This is a genomic window from Halopiger thermotolerans, assembly GCF_054654555.1.
In genome coordinates this window covers 1798428-1819115 of record NZ_BAAIEU010000004.1, presented here as the reverse complement: position 1 = coordinate 1819115, position 20688 = coordinate 1798428, and the positions used below count along the sequence as shown (strand labels likewise).

The following is a 20688-nucleotide window of genomic DNA, read 5'->3' as shown; positions in this document are numbered from 1 at the left end:
GCACGCTTTCCGGCCGACCGGTCTGCGGTTGGACCGGTCGACGGCTGCGACTCGAGCGCCGGCGAGCGTGCATCGGATATCGCCGCCGCCGTCACTCGTCGGCGACCAGACAGTACGCGTGGCCGGGCGCCTCGAGCACCGTTTTCTCGTCGTCGTAGTAGCCCGAGAAGGCGCCCCGCTCGGCGTAGTAGATCCGGCCGTCGCGGGGGATCGCCCCGCTCGTGACGTGTCCGCGGTTTTCGACGCGCCAGCGGCGCTCCCCGGTGTCGCGGTCGAGCGCGTAGAGGTGGGTGTCGTAGGAGCCGACGAGGATCGTCTCGGCGGTGGCCGTGATCGAGCCGATGACGCTGCCGCCGACGTTCGCCGCCCACAGTTCCTCGCCGGTGTCGGCCTCGAGCGCGTAGACGTGATGGTCGGCGCTGCCGACGTAGACGATCCCCGCCTCGGGATCGATCGCCGGGTTCGACATGACGATCTCGCCCGTCTCGAACGACCACTCCTCGCTGCCGTCCTCGAGGTCGAGCCGGTAGAAGTGCCCGTCCCACGACCCGGCGAACGCGGCGCCGTCGTAGACCGGAATCGTGCCCTTGATCTGGGCGCCGAGGGAGAACGGCCCGTCCGCCTCCTCGTCGAGGTTCGGGCCGGCGTCGACGTCGGCCTGAAACGTCCAGGCGCGCTCGAGCGAGGGGAACTCCCAGGCGTAGACGACGCCGTCGTTCGATCCCGACACGAGGCGGCCCGCGTCGCAGTCGATCGCCGGCGACGGGTGGGGCATCCCCCAGATGTCGTCGTCGTGCCAGGTCGGGTTCCCGGTCGCGGCGTCGACCTCCCACAGCGCACCGCTGTCCGGATCGCTGTACTCCGCCATGACGTACAGCGTCCCGTCGATGTAGGCGGGGCTCGAGCCGATGGCGATCGAGCCGTCGAAATCGCGGGTGCTGGTCCGCCAGAGCAACTCGCCGGCGTCGATGTCGACGGCGTAGAGCGCACCGTCGTAGCCGCCGATGTAGGCGGTGTCGCCGACGATCGCGGGCGTCCCGTGGAAGCCGAGGCTCGTCCCGGCGGCCGTCTCGAGCAGCCAGCGGCGCTCGCCGTCCGGCGTCACGGCGTGGATCCGGCCGGTATCGCTGGCGATGAGGATCGTCTCGCCGTCGGGAGTCGGCCGCGGCGTGGACTTGGCCGCGGTGTGGCTGATCCGGTTGACCGGAAACTCCCAGTTGACGGTGACGTCGTCCGGCACCGTCTCCTCGGGGTAGTAGCCGTACCGGCGCAGCCCGCGCCGGAACATCGAGACGTCGTCGTCGACGGGGCGGGGAACGGTCGGCCCCGCGGCGTCGGCGGTCGCCCGGCCGCAATCGGGGATCGACCGGGCGTAGTCGGCCGCACAGCCGGCGAAGCCGACGATGCTGCCGGCGCCGACGGTCGCGAGGAGTTGCCGTCGCGTCGGTCGGCCCCCAGTAGCGCTGCGCTCGCTGGCGTCCTCGTCGGTTCCGACGCTGCTCCCGTCGCCGTCTCCGTCCATCGCGTCGAACCGACGAATCGTTCACCTATAGTGGTTCGGATCCGCGCCGTTCGTCGGGTTCGAGGACGCTGTGCCCGCCGAACCGGCTGCACCGATCGTCCCGCTGCCCGGACGTGAAAATCGAAAACCGCTCCTCGAGTCGTTTGCGATCCGTCTACTCTTGCTGGGCGTCGACGACCGCCACGCCCGCCAGGTTCACGATGTCCTTGACCTCGTCGCCCCGCTGGAGGACGTGGACCGGCTTGTCCATCCCGACCAGCATCGGGCCGATGGCGTCGGCGCCGCCCAGCCGCTGGAGCAGCTTGTAGCCGATGTTGCCCGACTCGAGGTTCGGGAAGACCAGCACGTTCGCCGGCTCCTCGAGCTCCGAGAAGCCGTAGGTGCCCTCGAGGATGTCCTCGACGACGGCGGTGTCGGCCTGCATCTCCCCGTCGACCGGGAAGTCGACCTCGGGGTCGTCCTGCAGCATGCTCGCGGCGCGGCGGGGCTTGCGGGTGCCCTCGTTGTCGACGCTGCCGAAGTTCGAGTACGACAGCAGGGCCGCGCGCGGGTCGATGTTGAACCGGCGGGCGAGTTTGCCGGTCTGCTTGGTGACCTCCGCGAGGACCTCCTCGTCGGGGTTCTGGTTGACCGTCGCGTCGGCCACGAAGATCACGCGGTTCTTGAACGTCAGCATGTAGACGCCGGCGGCGTAATCGACGTCCTCGGCGGTGCCGATGACCTGCAGCGGCGGGCGCAGGGCCGAGGGGTAGTGGTGGGAGAGCCCGGTCAGCAGGGCGTCGGCGTCGCCCTGCTCGACCATCACGCTGCCGAAGTAGTTCGAGTCGCTCTCGATGAGTTCGCCGGCCTCGGTGCGGGTGATCCCCTTGCGCTGGCGGAGTTCGTGGAGCCGGTCCGCGTACTCCTCGTAGTCGCCGACCGAGGGATCGGCGACCTGGGGATCGAAGTCCAGCCCGAGGTTCGCGGCCGTCGAGCGGATCTCGCTCTCGTCGCCGATGAGGATCGGCGCCGCGATCCCCTGCTCCTGGATCTGGTAGGCCGCGCGGATCATCTTCTCGTTCTCGCCCTCGGCGAGCGCGACCGTCTTGGGGTCGCTCTTTGCCTTGTTGAGGACGACGCGCATCATCTCGCGGGACTTGCCGAGGCGGGCCTCGAGTTCCTCCTCGTACTCCTCGAGGTCGAGTTCGGTGCGCGCGGCGCCCGATTCCATCGCGGCCTCGGCGATCGAGGGCGCGACGCGGAACAGGACCCGCGGGTCGACGGGCTTGGGGATGATGTAGTCGGGGCCGTACTGCAGCGGTTCGTCGCCGTAGGCCTTGACGACGGCGTCGGGGACGTCTTCGCGCGCGAGCTCGGCCAGCGCCTCGGCGCAAGCGACCTTCATGTCCTCGTTGATCTCGGTCGCGCGGACGTCCAGCGCGCCGCGGAAGATGAAGGGGAACCCGAGGACGTTGTTGACCTGATTCGGGTAATCGGAGCGGCCCGTCGCCATGATGACCGTGTCGTCGCGGGCGTCCTTGGCCTCCTCGTAGCCGATCTCCGGATCGGGGTTGGCCATCGCGAAGATGATGGGGTTGTCCGCCATCGAGCGGACCATGTCCTGCGAGACGATGCCGCCGACCGAGAGGCCGACGAACACGTCGGCGCCCTCCATCGCGTCCGCGAGGCCGCCCTCGGGAACGTCGCGGGCGAACTGCCGCTTGTACTCGTTGACGTCGCCCCGCTCGGCGCGTTCGGCGGTGATGATCCCCGAGGAGTCACACATCGTGATGTTCTCCTTCCGGACGCCAAGCGAGACGTAGAACCGAGCGGTCGCGATGGCGCTCGCGCCGGCGCCGGAGAAGACGACCTCGAGCTCCTCGAGGTCCTTCCCGGCGATGTCGGCCGCGTTGATGAGCGCGGCGCCGGAGATGATCGCGGTGCCGTGCTGGTCGTCGTGGAAGATCGGGATGTCCGTCTCCTCGCGGAGCCGTTCCTCGATCGTGAAGCATTCGGGAGCCTTGATGTCCTCCAGGTTGATCCCGCCGAAGGTCGGCTCCATCATCTTGACCGCCTCGACGAACTTGTGGGGGTCCTCTTCGTCGAGTTCCACGTCGAAGACGTCGATGTCGGCGAAGCGCTTGAACAGTACGCCCTTCCCCTCCATGACGGGTTTCGACGCCTGCGCGCCGATGTCGCCCAGGCCGAGCACGGCCGACCCGTTCGAGACGACGCCGACGAGGTTGCCCTTCGCGGTGTACGTGTAGGCCTCGCTCTCGTTTTCGTCGATCTCGAGGCAGGGCGCGGCCACGCCGGGCGAGTACGCCAGCGAGAGGTCACGCTGGGTGTTCGTCGGCTTGGTCGTCGAAATCTCGATCTTGCCGGGCGGATCCGTGCGGTGGTACTCGAGTGAGTCCTCGTCCAGTCCCATACCATCGACAGCGACGGCCACCAATAAAAATAATGTGGAGGGTAGGTTCGACGTTTGTCGATACCTTCGGGCGATCGACGGCCGGTTCGCGGAGTCGACCGTTTTATACGCGCCGCCCCAGTGACGTGGCGTATGGACGTCGCGCTTGGTGGGACGTTCGACCCCGTTCACGACGGCCACCGACGGCTGTTCGACCGGGCGTTCGAACTCGGAGACGTGACCGTCGGGCTGACGAGCGACGACCTCGCGCCGAAGACGCGCCACGTCGAACGACACGTCAGACCGTACGCGGAACGAAAAGCGGCCCTGGAGGCGGAACTCGAGCCCTTCGCCGAGGAGTACGACCGGGAGTTCGAGATCCGCCCGCTCGAGGATCCGACCGGCATCGCGACCGAACCGCAGTTCGACTACCTGGTCGTCTCGCCGGAGACCCGCGACGGTGGCGAGCGGATCAACGAGATCCGCCGCGAGCGCGGGTACGACCCGCTCGAGGTCGTCGTCGTTCCGCACGTGAAAGCCGAGGACGGGGACGTCATCTCGAGCACCCGGATCGTGAAGGGGGAGATCGACGAGCACGGGAACGTGCTCGATGGAGAAGCGGACGACGAGACCGACGCCGCTCGCGACGGGGAGACGGACGCCACGGAGGACGCGAGCGACGGCTGACCCGCGGCCTCCGAATCAGTTCCTTTTTACGCGGCGGCGGGGAATTTCAGGACATGAGCTTCGAGGAAGACGATCGCGTCGTCCTGCACGACGAGCACAGCGAGTTCGACGGCGAAACCGGCACCGTGACCCAGACGATGGAGTCGATGTTCGGCGACGTCACCTACACCGTCAGCTTCGAGGACGGACAGGAGACCGGCGTCCCCGAGGACGCCCTCGAGGCGGCCGACGAGGACGCCGACGACGAAGACGAGGAATAACGACCGCCGAGACGCGACCGGCCCGCCCGTTTGCTCGCGTCGTCGGTAGCGGACCGCGTTTCACCTGAGAACCGCAGATGCCACAGATACCGCTTCACTACGTCGACCTACGGACGTTCTGCTACGCCACAGAGGACGAAAAACGCGTCGAGGAGGCGCTGCGGACCTTCCTTCCCGACCGCGAGGACGACGACGAGCCGTTCCCGATCGAGCGCGCCGAGAGCGAGGGCCACTACGGCGACCGCATCCTCGTCCTCTCGGCCCGCGTGGAGAACGCCGACGACGTCCGCCACGTCCTCTCGCGGCTCGCCGACCTCGAGTCGTTCGACGAACTGATGGACGAACTCGACGAGCGGGTGACCGAGAACACCGAACTCTTCCTGCGACTGGACAAGCAGGCCGCCTTCGAGGGCGACGTCCGACTGGGCGACGGCATCACCTTCCGCGGCAAGGTCGAAGCCTATCCCGCGAAGAAGGAGAAGGCCGTCGCAAACGCCGAGGAGGTCCTCGAGCGGCTCCGCGAGGAGACCCACGACTAGCTGCCGAGTTTTCCGCGACCGGGACTACTCCCGCCGCTCTCTCGAGCCATGCGACGTACCTTCCGGTGCCGAAGTCCTTTTGACTGGCCGGTCAGTAAGTCCGGTAGACGCGAGCCGAATGACCGAGGAGACGATCGAGGACATCATGGACGCGACGTACCGGGCGCTCTGCGAGCACGGGTACGCGGAGCTGACGATGCAGGATATCGCCGCGAAATCGGCCAAGAGCAAGGGGACGCTGCACTACCACTTCGACGGGAAGGGAGAGTTGCTCGAGGCCTTCCTCGACCATCTCATCGACCGCTTCGAGGCGCGAACGGAGACCGTCCCCGGCGAGACGCCGGCCGAGCGACTCCACGCGTTCGTCGACGAACTGCTGTCGACCGCCGACGAGGATTCGGCGACGGCGTTCCGGACGGCGATGCTCGAGATCAAGGCCCAGTCGCCGTACGACGAGGCCTACCGGGAGCGACTCGCGGAGTTCGATCGGCGACTGCGCGATCGGATCGCCGACCTCGTCGCCGACGGGGTAGCCGTCGGCGAGTTTCGCGAGGACGTCGACCCCGAGGCGACGGGCGAGTTTCTGGTGACCGTCTTCCACGGCGCTCAGACGCGAGCGGCGGCGGTCGATCGGTCGCCGGAGCGGACGAAGAAGTACGTGCACGCGTACATCGACGGGGCGCTCCGCGCGGATAGTGACACAGAGGCCGCGGACGGTGATTCGGACGCCGACGCCGACGATCCGATACCGACCGGCGGGGTGGAGGGATCCCGATGAGTCTGCTGGACCGACTGATCGCGTGGGTTCGGACGCAGGTCGATCAGGTCGCCGGGCTGTTCAAGGGCCCCGACGAGGTCGATCTGACCTCGGGTGGCATCGCGAAGCCCCTCTTTTTCCTCTCCCTGCCGATCGTCGTCACGAACCTGCTCCAGACCGCCTACAACCTCATCGACACGTTCTGGCTCGGCCAGTACAGCACGGACGCGCTCGCGGCGATCAGCTTCGCGTTCCCGATGGTCTTCCTGCTCATCTCGGTCGGGATGGGGCTGTCGGTCGCCGGGAGCGTCCTCGTCGCCCAGCACATCGGCGCGAACGAGGAGGGCGAAGCCGAGTACGCCGCGTCCCAGACGGTCGTCCTGTCGCTGGTCGCCGCGACGCTGATCGGCCTCGTCGGCTACGTGTTCGTCGGCGACCTGCTTGCACTACTCGGCGCTTCAGCGGACGTCCTGCCGCTCGCGACCGCGTACATGGAGGTCATCGCCCTCGGCCTGGCCTTCATGTTCGGCTTCTTCGTCTTCATCGCGCTCATGCGGGGCTACGGGGACACCGTCACGCCGATGCTCGTGATGTTCGGCTCCGTGTTGCTCAACGTCGTCCTCGACCCGTTCCTGATCTTCGGCTGGGGGCCGTTCCCCGAGCTCGGCATCCAGGGCGCGGCCGTCGCGACCGTCTTCTCGAGGGCGCTCGCGCTCGTCGTGGGACTGGCGATCATGTTCCGCGGCCGGCGGGGCGTCCAGATCCGCCTCGGGCAGATGTGGCCGGACTTCTCGTTCGCGAACAAGCTCGTCAGGATCGGCTTCCCGGCGTCGGTCGAGGGGATGAGCCGCGCGCTGTCGATCAACCTGCTGCTGGTGATCGTCGCCATCTTCCCGGATACGGTCGTGGCCGCCTACGGCGTCGGCACGCGCGTGTTCTCGGTCATCTTCCTGCCGGCGGTGGCGGTCGCCCGCGGCGTCGAGACGATGACCGGCCAGAACATCGGCGCGGGGAAGCCGGACCGCGCGAAGGAGGCCGCCGACTTCGCCGCCCGGACCATGTTCCTCATTCTCGGCGCGCTGGGCGTCGTCGCGTGGGTCGCCGCGGAGCCGATCATCGCCGCGTTCACCGAGAGCGCCGAGGTCGTCGCGGTCGGCGTCACGTTCCTCCGGTACGTCGCGCCGACGTTCGGCTTCATCGGGATCATGCGCTCCTACAACGGGAGCTTCCGCGGCGCCGGCAGGACGCTCACCGCGGCGGGCATCGTCATCGTCATCTACGCGCTGGTCCGGCTGCCCGTCGCCGGCACCCTCTCGCAGACGCCGCTCGGGTTCCGGGGGATCTGGGTCGCCTTCGCCGTCTCGAACGTCCTCGGCGCCGCGCTCACCTACGCGTGGTACCGCCGTGGCACCTGGCGCGACGCCGACGTCAGGGGCGCCGCACCCGGTCCGGGCCCGAGTCCGAGTCCGCAGGCCGGCGACGATCGCGACCGCGAACTCGAGGGCGATGCGGACACCGAGGTCGGCGCCGACGACTAACGGACGGAGAACGGAACCGAACCGCGGCGAGGACTGCCACCCCCGCACCACCAAAGTGCCTCTGCGGCGACAGCACCGAGCACCGACCCAGAACGGGGAGCGACAGCTCGAGGGTTTAGCAGCGGGAGACGAAGCCGGACGATCAGCGGCGTCGCGCCGTCGACCGCCAACGACTGAGCGCGGTCCCGGGCGGTGTGCTCGTCCGTCCGTCATCCGACGGGCCGCGTTTTGAGGGCAGTTCGCTGAGCGGCCAAGCCTTATTCGGACAGCGGCCGTAGCCTGTATAATGGTATCGCTTACCACTGCGGCCGCACCCCTGCAAGCCCAGCAGCTACTCGAGGACCCGCTGCTGGTCGTCGGGGCGCTCGTGCTCGTTCTCGCCGTCGCGACCGTCTGGTCGATGGTCGAGATCGTCGACGCCTACGACCGGGGCGCGCTGACCGTCTTCGGGGAGTACCGCAAGCTGCTCGAGCCCGGGCTGAACGTCGTGCCGCCGTTCGTCTCGCGGGTGTACACGTTCGACATGCGAACGCAGACGATCGACGTCCCCAGTCAGGAGGCGATCACCCGCGACAACTCGCCCGTGACCGCCGACGCCGTCGTCTACATCCGCGTGATGGACGCCACGCGCGCGTTCCTCGAGGTCGACGACTATCAGCGGGCCGTCTCGAACCTCGCCCAGACCACCCTGCGGGCGGTGATCGGCGACATGGAACTGGACGACACGCTGAGCCGCCGCGAGATGATCAACGAGCGGATCCGTCAGGAACTCGACGAGCCCACCGACGAGTGGGGGATCCGCGTCGAAAGCGTCGAGGTCCGCGAGGTCACGCCGTCCAAGGGCGTCAAGGGGGCGATGGAGGAGCAGACCTCCGCCGAACGGCGCCGCCGCGCGATGATCCTCGAGGCGCAGGGCGAACGCCGCAGCGCCGTCGAGAAGGCGGAAGGTGACAAGCAGTCGAACATCATCCGCGCTCAGGGGGAGAAGCAGAGCCAGATCCTCGAGGCGCAGGGTGACGCGATTTCCACGGTGCTGCGCGCCCGCTCGGCCGAATCGATGGGCGAGCGCGCGATCATCGACAAGGGCATGGAGACCCTCGAGGGGATCGGGCAAAGCGAGTCGACGACGTTCGTCCTCCCGCAGGAACTCACCTCGCTAGTCGGGCGCTACGGCAAGCACCTCTCGGGCAGCGACGTGAAAGCGGACGGCACGGAACTCGAGGCCCTCGAGTTCGACGAGGAGACCCGCGAACTGATCGGCCTCGACGACATCTCCGAGATCATCGGCGAGATCGAGGACGCCGAGTTGGACGTCGAGGCGATGGAGCAGGAGGCTCAGGCGATCCAGGAGGGCGAGGACATGGCGCCGGAGTCGACCGGCGAGGTCATCGACATCTCGGAGACGCGCCAGCGCGACGAGACGGACGCCGAACCCGACCAGGACTAAGCTCGTTTTTCGCCACGCTCGTCGCGTTCGGCCGTCTGCTCGTCGACGTATCGTACACCGCTCGATCGAAACCCGCCGTCGCCGACCGCGAGCGCGGCCCTTTTGCCGCCCGCCTGTGACCCTTCGGGTATGCAAGTTCACGTCGTGGGCGACGACCCGGTCCGCGAGGCCGTCGTCGCCGCGCTCGGAGACGTCGACGTCGATGTCGCGGACGCCGCGCCCGCCGATCTCGAGGGTGCCCGGTTCGGCGTCGTCAGCGGCGTCGCCGGCTCGGACACGTTCGATCGGGCGAACGAAGCCGCTCGAGCGGGGTCGACGCCCTGGATCGCCGTCGAGATCGGCGGCGTCGGCGGCTACCCCCTACCGGCGGTCGACGCCGCGGTATCCGGCTTCGCGCCGGGAGCGGGGACCGGCTGTTTCGACTGTCTGCGCGCCCGCGTTGCGTCGAATCTCGAGGAGGGCGAGATCGCGGACGGCCCACAGGCCGAACGGGCCGCGGCGCGTCTCGCCGGCGCGGTCGCCGGCCGGGAGTGCGTGCGCGTCTTCGCCGGCGAGGACGAATCGATCGTCGGCCACGTCGTCGAACTGCCGCACCACCGGCGGCGCCTCCTTCCTGTTCCCGGCTGCGAGTGCGCGGGCAGTGGGCGCGACCGCGAACTTGGGCAGGACGACGACTCCCTGCCCCTCGAGGTGGCCGTCGACCACGCGGAGGCGGCTATCGACGACCGGGTCGGCGTCGTCTCGAGCATCGGCGAGGTCGAATCGTTCCCGGTTCCCTACTACCTGGCGACGAACGCGGACACGACCGCCTTCAGCGATGCCGGTGCACCGCGGCAGGCCGCCGGCGTCGCCGACGACTGGAACGCCGCGCTGATGAAGGCCGTCGGCGAGGGCCTCGAGCGCTACTGCGCCGGCGTCTACCGCGACGCGGCGTTCGTCCGCGCGAGCGAGGCCGACCTCGAGAACGCCGTCTCGCCGACGGATCTCGTCCGGCCGGACGACGCGCCCGCGTACGATCCGACCGACGAGTACCGCTGGGTGCCCGGCGAGAACCTCGTCACGGGCGAGCGGGCCCACCTCCCCGCCGACGCGGTGCAGTTCCCCCAACCCGGCGACGGGCGGGGGCTCGTCCCCGCAATCACGACCGGGCTCGGCCTGGGATCGTCGACGGTCGACGCCCTGCTGTCGGGGCTGACGGAGGTCCTCGAGCGTGACGCGACGATGCTCGCGTGGTACTCGACGTTCGAACCGCTCGAACTGGCCGTCGACGACCCGGCCTTCGCGACTCTCGAGCGCCGGGCCCGCAGCGAGGGCCTGTCGGTGACGCCGCTGCTGGTCACGCAGGACGTGGACCTGCCGGTGGTGGCGGTCGCGGTTCACCGCGACGTCGATGCGGCTGCGGACGCCGAGGTCGACCCCCAATCCGACGCCTGGCCGGCCTTCGCGGTTGGCTCCGCGGCCGACCTCGACGCGACGGCCGCCGCGACGGCGGCGCTCGAGGAGGCGCTGCAAAACTGGATGGAGCTGCGGAACCTCGGTCCCGAGGAGGCGACCGACCGGTCGGACGCGATCGGCGAGTACGCCGCGTTCCCGGAACCGGCCCGCGAGTTCGTCGCCACCGACGGCGATCGGGTGCCGGCCGACAGCGTCGGTCCCGATCCGGCGCCGTCGGGCGCGGACGCCCTCGAGACGCTGCTCGAGCGCGCGACCGACGCCGGGCTGGAGCCGTACGCGGCGCGGCTCACGACCCGCGACGTCGAGTCGATCGGGTTCGAGGCGGTCCGGGTCGTCGTCCCCGGGGCGCAGCCGCTGTTTACCGACGAGCCGTTCTTCGGCGAGCGAGCCCGGACGGTGCCGGACGACCTGGGATTCGAGTCGCGCCTCGAGCGGGAGTTCCACCCGTATCCCTGAGAATCAGTTCCCGTCGGAATCGCTCGTCTCGTTCCCCGCGGCGTTCGACTCGTCCGACTCGTTCGAGGTGTTCGAGGCGCTCGAGCTGTTCGTAGCGTTCGACGCGGTCTCGTTCCCCGCGTCCTCGGCCCGCTCGACGTCGATTTCGAGTCCGGCGTCGGTGAGTTCGATCGAGACGAACCGGGTGTCGGAGGTGATCGACACCGCTTCGACCTGTTCCTGTTCGTTGTTTTCGTCGAACAGGATGATCTGCAGGCTCTGTTTCGTCCGCTCGAGGTGCGGCGCGGACGCGGTTTCGTTGGGCGAGACGGCGTACTGTTCGTTGTAGCTCTGCCGACCGCTGTCCAGTTCGCGGGCCCGCAGCTGGATCTTGTACGTTTGGCTTCCGGAGTTGTGGATCTCGACCGGGACGACCCCCTGCAGTCCGAAATGTTCCTGCACTCCCTGAACGCACCCCGCGAGCCCAACCGTCGCGAGCGCGCTCGCAGATCGGAGTACCGTTCGGCGGTTCACGGTCGCCACTCGGGACCGGACGACCGTAGGCGTTGCTCTTCGGCCGCCGTTCGCTCGGCCCGCCGCGGCCGAATACTGTCACCAATTATCACTCGGTTCGAGAGTCGGATTCCTTTTTAAATCGCACGGCCTTGCTCCGACATGGCCGCAAACGAGCCGTCGACGGCTGCGCCAGAGATCGAAACGACGCTTTTCATCACCGTCTCCGGCCCGCCGGGCTGTGGCGCGACGACCCTCTGTGAACGCCTCGCCGACGCGATCGGCTGCCCGTACGTCTCCGGCGGCGACATCTTCCGCGAACTCGCCGAGGACCGCGACATGAGCCTCAACCAGCTGACGGCGAAGGCCGACGAGAGCGACGAGATCGACCGCGCGCTCGACCAGCGGCTCCAGCAGATCGCCGAGAAGTGGGGGATGGCGAACAAGCCGTTCATCCTCGAGTCCCGACTCGCGGGGTGGCTCGCCGGCGACCGCGCCGACCTGCGAATCTGGCTGGACGCCCCCGAGGACGTCCGCCTCGAGCGCATCGAGGATCGGCTGGAGACCGAGGCCGAGATGCGGGTCCGCGAGGTCAGTGAGGCCGGCCGCTACCAGTCCTACTACGACATCGACATCGACGACCGGGAGTTCTACGACCTCCACATCAACACCGCCCGCTGGGGGAAGGAGGGCGTCTTCAACCTCGTCCGCACCGCCATCGAGGAGTACGATCCCGCGATCGACGAGGGCGCGTTCCGGACGCCGGAAGTGAACCCGTAAGCGTCCCGAACGAACCGGCGGTTTCGGGGGACCGCTCGAGCGCGACCGCGAAGTCCGGCCGGGTCCGTCGCCTCCGCCGTCCTTCCGCGCGGAGACCGGCCGACGTCGGCACCGGCCTTGAATACCCTTCCCGTCGTCGAAACGGTATGGACGACACTCCAGAGAGCCGCATCGACCGGCCGGAACTGCTCTGCGACGCGATCGTCGGACTCATCGACGACCTCGAGGACGACGGAATACTCGACGAGGACCGCGCGTCCGAGCTGCGGTCGGAGATCTACCGGTCGATCGACGTTCCGGAGGAGTAGCGGAGACGGGGTCGAGACCCCAGACCGGGCTCCGCGCCCGGTGCAGTTTTCGTCGGTCAGTTCCTCGCCGGCGGCGGTCGGTTCAGTTATCCGGCGAGTAGTTCGGCGCTTCGTCGGTGATCACGACGTCGTGAGCGTGGCTCTCGGCCTGGCCGGCCGAGGAGACGCGGACGAACTCCGAGCGGTCCTTGAACTCGGGGATCGTCTCGGCGCCGACGTAGCCCATGCCCGACTGCATGCCGCCCGCGAGCTGGTGGAGCTCCGACTGCAGCGAGCCCTTGTACGGCGTCGCGGCCTCGACGCCCTCGGGGACGTACTCGTCCTCCTCGTCGGGTTCTTCCTTGAGGTAGCGGTCGCTGTCGCCGGACTTCATCGCGCCGACCGAGCCCATGCCGCGGTACTGCTTGTACTTCTTGCCGTTCATGGTGACGACCCGTCCCGGCGCCTCGTCGGTGCCGGCGAAGTAGGAGCCGAGCATGACCGCGTCCGCGCCGGCGGCGATGGCCTTGATCGCGTCGCCGGAGTAGCGGATGCCGCCGTCGGCGATCACCGGCACGTCGTGTTTGGCGGCGACGTCGGCGACCTGCGCGACGGCCGTGATCTGGGGCATGCCGGCGCCGGAGACGACTCGCGTGGTACAGATCGAGCCCGGCCCGATGCCGACCTTGATGCCGTCCGCGAAGTCGACCAGTTCCGCGGCGGCCTCGCGGGTGCCGACGTTGCCGACCACGACGTCCGCCTCGACGCTTTCCTTGATCTCGCGGGCGCCCTCGATGACGTTCCGGTTGTGCGCGTGCGCGGTGTCGATGAACAGGACGTCGGCGCCGGCCTCGTCGGCGGCTGCGGCCCGCTCGTCCTCGAACGGGCTCACGGCGACGCCGCAACGGAGCTTCCCGTCCTCGTCGCGGACGGCCTCCTTGTACTCTCGGCGCTGGAGGATGCCCTGCATCGTCACCAGGCCCACCAGCAGGTTCTCGTCGTCGACGACCGGCACGCGCTCGATCTTGTGCTCGTACATCAGGTCGAACGCCTCGCGGGCGTCGACGTCCTCGGGCGCGGTGATGACCTCGTCGGTCATCGCCTCCGTGACGGGGTCGTCCTCGTTGACCTCGAGGTGGGGTCGGATGTCCGTGCTCGAGATGATCCCCAGCACTTCGCCGTTGGTGTTGATGACGGGGGCGCCGCCGACGCCCTCGCGGGCCATCAGGTCGTCGACCTCGCGGACGCTCATCTCGGGGTCGGCGGTGACGACCGACTCCTGGGGGATGATGAGCTCGTCGGCGCTTTTGACGCGCTCGATCTCCTCGACCATCTCGTCGACGTTCATGTTGCGGTGGAGGACGCCGAGGCCGCCGTGGCGGGCCATCGCGATGGCCATGTCGCTCTCGGTGACGGTGTCCATCGCCGCCGAGAGGATCGGGAGCGAGACCTCGACGTTCTTCGAGACGCGCGAGGTGAGGTCGGCGTCGTCGGGTTCGACGCGGCTCTCTTTCGGGCGCAGAAGGACGTCGTCGAAGGTTAGCGCTTCCGGTACCTGCAGTTTCGAGGAATAGGGCTCGTGCTCGGGAACGTCGTTCGCCATGTAAACCGTCCGAACCCGCACGCAAAAAGCGTTGCGAGATAGACGCGGGTGAGAACCGGTGACGAGGGCGTCCTCGGCGGATTCGATCGGACGCGATCGCCGGTCCGACGGCGGCGAACACCGTATTCTTCGGCGGTACATGCCGGTGATATACGGTCCACGAGGCGCGGTCGTGCCTCGCGGCCGCCGCTCGTGGACCGTCGACTGCTCAATTTATCTACACCGAGGACGTTTACGACAGTAAATGTCAACCAGTATCAGGGTAGACCACGAGATCGACGCCACGGACGAGACCGTTCACAGCGACTGGAACAGGGATCGCGAGCCGGTTCGGACGATCGAGTCCGGCGACGTCGTCCGGTTCGAGTGCCGGGACGCGACCAACGGCCAGCTCGGCCCAGAGTCGACGGTCGCGGACCTCGCCGACCTGGACGTCGAGCAGGTGCACACGCTGACGGGGCCGATCGCGATCGACGGCGCCGAGCCGGGCGACGTGCTGCAGGTCGACGTGCTCGAGCTCGAGCACCGCGGCTGGGGGTACACGCTCGTGTTGCCGGGCGAACTGGGGATGGGGCTGCTTCCCGAGGAGTTTCCGGAGCCCGCGCTGCACGTCTGGGAGCTCGAGGACGGCGTCGCGCGGTTCGTAAACGGGATCGAGGTGCCGCTGCACCCGTTCCCCGGCACGCTCGGCGTCGCGCCGGCCGAGCCGGGCGAACACGATACGAACCCGCCTCGGCCCGTCGGCGGCAACATAGACATCAAGCACCTGACCGCGGGATCGACGATGTATCTGCCGGTCGCGGTCGAGGACGCGCTGTTCAGCATCGGCGACTGCCACGCCGCGCAGGGCGACGGCGAGGTCTGCATCTCGGGCATCGAGGCCCCGATGTCGGTCACCTGCCGATTCGAACTCCGCTCGGAGCCGGACCTCGAGCGACCCCGGTTCGAGACGGACGGGCCGTTCACGCCCTCGGGTCAGGACGAACCCATGTACGGGACGACGGGGGTCGGCGAGGACGTGCGCGAGGCGGCGAAAGACGCCGTCCGTGGGATGATCGACCACTGCCACGACGAGCGCGGGCTCACGCGGGAGGAGGCCTACATCCTCTGTTCGGCGGCCGTCGACCTGAAGCTCAATCAGGTCGTCAACGCGCCGAACTGGACGGTCTCGGCGTACCTGCCGGAGAGCATCTTCCCCGATGCGGACGCGTGAGCGGCGCCGACGAACGAGGTGGACGTCCCGTCACATAGGACGCGAGGAATGACAACTCGCCGTCAATTCGCGTGGTACACTTATCCATCGACGCCGTACGCGACGCCATGGATCGAGGGCAACTCGAGTGGGAGTCGGTCGGTTCCCGCGCCGGCGACGGTCGCCGCAGGCGGGAACGCGGACGCGGACACACGCGCGGATCGGAGTACGGGCGCCGCCACGCGGCGCGATCGGGCGCCGATCGCGACGGGTATTCTCTCGGCCGGTGGGACGATGACTGAATCGGAGCCGACGGAGATCGCGTTCTTCGAAACGGGGACGGAAGCGGCGGACGCGGAGACGGATCGGCCGCGCTCGGACCACGGCGACAGCGATCGACGCCTGCCGCCGGCGGACCTCGCCCGCCGCATCTTCGATATGAGTCCGATCAGCACCGTCGTGATCGATTCGACGGGCGCGATCGCCTTCGCGAACGAGCGGGCGATCGAGACGCTCGGCCTCTCGAGTGACGAAATCGCGGAGCGAACGTACGAGCCGTCCGAGTGGAACATCTCCTACGAGGACGGCTCGCCCATTCCCGTCGAGAAACATCCCGTCGCGCGGGTCTTCGCGACCGGGGAGCCCGAGTACGGGTTCGAACACTGGCTCGAGCTCCCCGACGGGACCGAACGGTGGCTGGTGACGAACTCCCGGCCCGTCGCGAACGACGCCGACGAGGTCGAGTACGTCGTCGTCTCCTTCGCGGACGTCACGGAGCTGAAGCGTCGCAGCGAGCGGCTGCTCAGCGACCACATGCGGCGGCTCGAGTTCCGCGCGGATCAGTCCGCGGTGCCGCCCTCGCTGCGCGTCGAGGACGGCGAGTGGCGGATCGAGGTCGAATCGGTCGTCTCACTGCCGGACGGGGCGACCGTCCAGTACATGGGCACGTCGGACCTCTCGGCGAGCGACTTCGTCACCGCCGTCGAGGAGGTCCCACACTACGTCGACGTTCGACTCCTCAGTACGTCCGACGGGTACAGCCGCATCGAAGCCCGCGCCGAGGAGGCGACGGTCTCCGAAGTGTTCCAGTCGTTGGGCGGCCACCCCCGCGCCGTCATCATCGCCCATGACGAGGTCCGATTCCTCGGCGAGCTACCCGGCGACGTGGATCACCGGCTGGCGGCCGACGGCGTTCGCCGGTTCCACGACAACGTCGAACTGGTCTCCGAGGACCTCGTCTACTCGCCCCACCTCCTGTCCGACGTCGTCGAAGACGCGCTCACTGACCGACAGCTCGCGACCCTCGACGCCGCGTACTTCAGCGGCTACTTCGATACGCCCCGCACCAGCACCGGCGGCGAGCTGGCCGACCGCTTCGGCGTGACCCGACAGACGTTCAACCAGCATCTCCGGAAGGCCCAGCGAACCGTCTTCGAGCACCTCTTCGAGCGGTCGGACCGCGCACACTGACTAGTCAGCGTTCACCCTTACCACGGTCCCGACCGTCCCATCTGGTAATGAGCGACAACACGACACCCTCCGATTCGCCCTCGTTCCAGCACCTCGGCCCCGAGAGCGACGACGCCCCCGCCACCTTCCACGCCACCTTCGACGGCCGTGCCGACTCGCTGGTCGTCGCGATCGTCGAAGCCGTGGCGACCGTGACGGGCGACGATCCGATCGACATGCCACCGCTGTTCGACACCGTCAACCCCGAAGCGCTCTCCGAACTCGTGGCGCCCTCGCCCCCGCGGGACCAGTACGTCGAAGTCACCTTCGAGTACCAGGGCTGTCGCGTCACTGTCTCGAGCGACGGTGACATGACGGTGGCCTCGGACCACTGAGCGCGGTTTCAGCTCGCTTTTCTCGCTTTCCTCGCCTTCCGCTCGAGCGGCGGACTGACCTCTCTCGCACTGCAGTGCCGCCGCCAATCTCACCGCCGTTCTTACCGGTCCCGCCGACCCTCGCAGATCCGTACACCAGCGACCGATCGTGCGCGTTAGTGTCGGGAACCATATCGATCGTGGAACCGCCTCTCACACAACGCTTATTGACAATCCCAACCTCTACTCGAGTATGTACGCTGTGAGTTCCAGCGAATCCCGAATCGGCGGTCAGATGACGTCTGCCTCCGCCAGCAACTTTACATTCGGGAATACATTCAAAGCGAAACTCACAGCGCGAGGCCGTAATCGGACGAACTGGTGGGCCGACGACCGCCACCAGTTACGGTATCGTCCGTCTCATTACCCACCGGCCTCGGGTCACGGCCATCGTCCCTGACCGATGAGTACCTCTCAGCACCCGGTTGCCCTCCGCCTAGAGCGGTTAGTCGGCGGTGACGCCAGACTGTTGGCGGTCGTGATGATGCTGCCGCTGATCGACGGCGTCTTCCCGGCGCTGATTCTGGCCGGCGCGTTGACCGATCCGCTCAACGCCGTCCAGGTCGGCCTCCTGATCTTCGGCGGCAGCGCCACGGTCGCGGTGATCCTCGCCGAGATGGACGGCACGCCCCGCGAGCAGGCCGCGATCGTCCTGCTGGTTGGGATCCCGCTCATACTGCTGGCGGCCCTCCAGGCCGTGCTGGCGCCGACGATCGGCAGCATGCTCGAGGACGCGATCATCACGCGGTTCGCCGCGCTGGTCATCCTCGCGATCGCCGCCCAGACCGCCAGCGCGACCATCGGCGACTACCTGCCCAACCCCGCCGTCATCATCGGGCTCGGACTGGTCGCGAGCGTCGACCTCAGCGACGTGAGCTTCACCCTGATGACCGATCCGGAACTCGTCGCCCACGCGGTACTGGCGGCCGGCGTCGGCGTCGGGTTCGCGCTCTCGATCGCGCTCGGCGGCCCGTTCCTGCGGGAGTGCATGGACATCGACCGCTTCCGCTTCGGCAGCGCCGTCGCGCTCGGCCTGCTGCCGCTGTCGCTGCTCGGGATGGCCTTCGGCCAGGCGCCGCTGGCCGCGCTGCTGGTCGCCGGCCTGTTCGCCCTCGACCTCCCGCTCGAGCGCGGCGCCGACGCGGAGCCGGAGGCGGAACCGTCGCCCACGCCCGCGGTCGGAACCGGCCCGCTGCCGGACGGCGGCGAGGGCGACGAGGGGGCCGCGACCGCCGTCGAACCCGAACCCGAGGCCGAGCCCGAGCCCGAATCCGACGCCGAGTCCGACGACGCGTATCCGGGCGACGATTCGACGGACGCCGACGAGCGGGCCCCGTGGCTGTAGTGCGAATCGAAACGGATTTAGGCCCCATCCCCCAACTGGGTAACGCACGGGGTTGTGGCCAAGCCAGGTATGGCGACTGACTCCAGAGGCACGCGCCCGGGACGACACTCCAGACTGATATACTGATCGAGCACCTGATCAGTGCTCGTGTGATGACCCTCTGGAGTTCCGAGGCGCACCGGAGATATCAGTCGATCGGGGGTTCAAATCCCTCCGACCCCATTCTTCTGTCGCGAGCAAATTCGCGAGCGGCAAGTACGTGACTCGGTGGGATTTGAAGTAGATGAGGGGCACGCAGCGAAGCAAGCACCTCTCGGCGTAGTTCAAGTCCCTCCGCACCCTCGTTGCTGCGGTCACTGGTACTCGAGCCGGTGTCGACGCCATCCTACTACGACGAATACGTTCCTCGAGCGGGCAGTTCGAAAACCGACGGCGAACCCGGTTCGCGAGCAGCCGAGCGACGCTCCGGCCGATGCACCCGCCGCTCGTCCCGGGTCAGCTGCCGATCGAGCAGCCGAGCAGAAAGCGCCGACTCGAGCGGCCGAACCCGTCGACTGGACGGTGATCGACTGGGTGAACGCGGCGATCGGAGCCGCGCCGATCCTCGCACGGCGACTTCGCCGTCGAACCCGCCTCGGTCGGCTTCGGCCGCGCGCTCGTCGCGTTCTCGCTCGAGTACTCGTCGTGGCGCTCGTCTACCTCTTGATCGGAGAACTCGCGGCCGCGACCGGAATCGCGGCGTTCGCGACCGAACTCGGGAGGCTACTGCTAACGCAACGCCGACCGCGACACTCGCCGTCGGATTCGTGACCCGAACTACCATCAGTAATTAATAGCGTCACGGCGAGTGATAGCGTATGATCACGGACGCTCGAGCCCTCGCGACGACCTACGTGCCACAGGACCTCGAGCACCGTGACGGCCAGATCAGCCAGCTGGCGGCGGCGCTGGAGCCGATCACGGACGGGGTCGGCGGGGACCACTGCCTCGTCTTCGGGCCCGCGGGGTCGGGGAAGACCACCCTCGCGAAGTACGTCGTCCGCAAGCTCCGCCAGGAGTCGTTCGGCGTCCGTCGGGCCTACTGGAACTGCATGTCCGGCTCCGCGAAGACCGACGTCCTCCACGGGCTCGCGCAGGACTCGGGAATCGGCAACCACCTGCCGCGGGACGGAACCGGCGCCAGCGCGTTCATCGACGCCTTCCGCGCGACGGACGACCACGTCGTCGCGATCATCGACGAGGTCGACGTCTTGGAGGACGAGACGCTCCTGCTGGGGCTTGGCGACCTGCCGAACGTGACGATCGTCGGGATCACGATCGACGAGGACGACTTCTTCGCCACCCACCGGCTGAACGGCCGCGTCAAGTCCCGGTTCTCGAGCGCCGAGACGCTCCGGCTCCGGAAGTACACCCACGAGGAGGTCGTCGACATCCTGCTGGCCAGAATCGACGCGGGGCTGCGACCCGGCGTGATCGACGAGCCGGTCGTCGAGCACATCGCCGACCTCGCTGCGGGCGACGCGCGCGAGGCGATCAAGCTCCTCGAGAAGGCCACGCGCCGCGTCGCGCGGACGGATCGCTCGCGGATCGAACTCGCGGACGTCGACGCGGTCCACGACAAGGCTCAGCGGGATCTCCAGCAGGATCGGATCGACGCTCTCGGGACGCACAAACGGCTACTGTACGACATCGTCGCCGACGCCGGCGAGATCGGCGCGACCGAACTCCACGCGACCTACGAGGAACGCGCCGGGACGCCGAAATCGAACCGGACCCGCCGGCGGTACCTCGCGACGCTCGAGGACAAGTACGGGCTGCTCGAGTCGACCGGGTCGGGACCCGGGAAGACGTACTTCGTTCCGGAGCCCTGAACGCAGACCGTTTTCGATTCCGCTCGTCGGTTGCGGGCGACGATGCCGTCCGATCGCCATCCGGTTGGCTCCGCGTGTCGTGCTTCAGCAGCCCTACTGAGTACCGGCCGTTTTCCGGCCACCTTCCGGCCACCGAGTACAGGATCGATCGAGGACGGTTTGCCGCGGTTGGCCGCGTTTCCCTT

The 20688-nt window shown here is 68.2% G+C and carries 18 protein-coding genes and 1 tRNA gene; 15 read left to right on the top strand and 4 right to left on the bottom strand.

The genetic code is table 11. The features are described from left to right. Positions 1-91 precede the first annotated feature (91 nt). Positions 92-1522 carry an outer membrane protein assembly factor BamB family protein gene (locus ACYQ26_RS16925; protein ID WP_459810060.1) on the bottom strand — a complete coding sequence of 477 codons (1431 nt, stop codon included), beginning with the start codon at positions 1520-1522 and terminating at the stop codon, positions 92-94. A gap of 154 nt (positions 1523-1676) precedes the next feature. Further along, positions 1677-3932: an NADP-dependent malic enzyme gene (locus ACYQ26_RS16920; RefSeq protein WP_459810059.1), complete on the bottom strand. Its 2256-nt coding sequence runs from the start codon at positions 3930-3932 to the stop codon at positions 1677-1679. A 132-nt stretch (positions 3933-4064) separates the two neighbouring features. Here ACYQ26_RS16920 and ACYQ26_RS16915 point away from each other — a divergent pair, with 132 nt between their 5' ends. From ACYQ26_RS16915 to ACYQ26_RS16885, 7 genes are all read left to right on the top strand, one after another. Further along, entirely contained in the window at positions 4065-4598 is a 534-nt protein-coding gene (locus ACYQ26_RS16915) for a phosphopantetheine adenylyltransferase (protein ID WP_459810058.1), read from the top strand. A 53-nt stretch (positions 4599-4651) separates the two neighbouring features. After that, the gene (locus tag ACYQ26_RS16910) at positions 4652-4858 is read left to right on the top strand and encodes a DUF1918 domain-containing protein (protein WP_459810057.1); all 207 of its coding nucleotides are present in this window, start codon (positions 4652-4654) and stop codon (positions 4856-4858) included. A gap of 77 nt (positions 4859-4935) precedes the next feature. Further along, a complete protein-coding gene (locus tag ACYQ26_RS16905; RefSeq protein ID WP_459810056.1) occupies positions 4936-5397 on the top strand; it encodes an RNA-binding protein in 462 nt (153 codons plus the stop codon). Positions 5398-5515: 118 nt separating this feature from the next. Next, positions 5516-6175, top strand: coding sequence for a TetR/AcrR family transcriptional regulator (locus ACYQ26_RS16900; protein ID WP_459810055.1), 660 nt, complete (start codon positions 5516-5518; stop codon positions 6173-6175). Next, a complete protein-coding gene (locus ACYQ26_RS16895) occupies positions 6172-7692 on the top strand; it encodes an MATE family efflux transporter (protein ID WP_459810054.1) in 1521 nt (506 codons plus the stop codon). The genes ACYQ26_RS16900 and ACYQ26_RS16895 overlap by 4 nt, the downstream gene beginning before the upstream one ends. Before the next feature lie 286 nt (positions 7693-7978). Next, positions 7979-9139: an SPFH domain-containing protein gene (locus ACYQ26_RS16890; protein ID WP_459810053.1), complete on the top strand. Its 1161-nt coding sequence runs from the start codon at positions 7979-7981 to the stop codon at positions 9137-9139. Between the two features lie 129 nt (positions 9140-9268). Continuing rightward, a complete protein-coding gene (locus ACYQ26_RS16885; protein WP_459810052.1) occupies positions 9269-11050 on the top strand; it encodes a YcaO-like family protein in 1782 nt (593 codons plus the stop codon). Between the two features lie 3 nt (positions 11051-11053). Here ACYQ26_RS16885 and ACYQ26_RS16880 read toward each other — a convergent pair whose 3' ends face one another. Next, positions 11054-11563, bottom strand: coding sequence for a hypothetical protein (locus ACYQ26_RS16880; protein WP_459810051.1), 510 nt, complete (start codon positions 11561-11563; stop codon positions 11054-11056). Between the two features lie 141 nt (positions 11564-11704). Between ACYQ26_RS16880 and cmk the strand changes: the two genes are divergently transcribed. Both cmk and ACYQ26_RS16870 read left to right on the top strand, forming a co-directional pair. Then, a complete protein-coding gene (gene cmk, locus ACYQ26_RS16875; protein WP_459810049.1) occupies positions 11705-12322 on the top strand; it encodes a (d)CMP kinase in 618 nt (205 codons plus the stop codon). A gap of 146 nt (positions 12323-12468) precedes the next feature. Then, the gene (locus ACYQ26_RS16870) at positions 12469-12630 is read left to right on the top strand and encodes a hypothetical protein (RefSeq protein ID WP_459810048.1); all 162 of its coding nucleotides are present in this window, start codon (positions 12469-12471) and stop codon (positions 12628-12630) included. A gap of 82 nt (positions 12631-12712) precedes the next feature. Here ACYQ26_RS16870 and guaB read toward each other — a convergent pair whose 3' ends face one another. Then, complete coding sequence (gene guaB, locus ACYQ26_RS16865; RefSeq protein WP_459810047.1) at positions 12713-14212, bottom strand: IMP dehydrogenase; 1500 nt, start codon at positions 14210-14212, stop codon at positions 12713-12715. A gap of 244 nt (positions 14213-14456) precedes the next feature. On the opposite strand from guaB, the gene ACYQ26_RS16860 reads away from it, so the two are divergent. The 6 genes from ACYQ26_RS16860 (at position 14457) to ACYQ26_RS16835 (ending at position 20503) form a co-directional block, all read left to right on the top strand. Then, the gene (locus ACYQ26_RS16860; RefSeq protein WP_459810046.1) at positions 14457-15425 is read left to right on the top strand and encodes an acetamidase/formamidase family protein; all 969 of its coding nucleotides are present in this window, start codon (positions 14457-14459) and stop codon (positions 15423-15425) included. Positions 15426-15698: 273 nt separating this feature from the next. After that, positions 15699-16874: a bacterio-opsin activator domain-containing protein gene (locus tag ACYQ26_RS16855; RefSeq protein WP_459810045.1), complete on the top strand. Its 1176-nt coding sequence runs from the start codon at positions 15699-15701 to the stop codon at positions 16872-16874. A 47-nt stretch (positions 16875-16921) separates the two neighbouring features. Then, on the top strand, positions 16922-17248 hold the full coding sequence (gene ddfA, locus ACYQ26_RS16850) for a DdfA family disk-determining factor (protein ID WP_459810044.1): 327 nt from the start codon (positions 16922-16924) through the stop codon (positions 17246-17248). 442 nt (positions 17249-17690) lie between these two features. Further along, a complete protein-coding gene (locus ACYQ26_RS16845; RefSeq protein ID WP_459810043.1) occupies positions 17691-18632 on the top strand; it encodes a DUF5794 domain-containing protein in 942 nt (313 codons plus the stop codon). A 48-nt stretch (positions 18633-18680) separates the two neighbouring features. Next, a tRNA-Trp gene (locus ACYQ26_RS16840) sits at positions 18681-18854 on the top strand. 635 nt (positions 18855-19489) lie between these two features. After that, positions 19490-20503, top strand: a complete 1014-nt coding sequence (locus ACYQ26_RS16835) for a Cdc6/Cdc18 family protein (protein ID WP_459810042.1) — start codon at positions 19490-19492, stop codon at positions 20501-20503. The last annotated feature ends 185 nt before the right edge of the window (positions 20504-20688 follow it).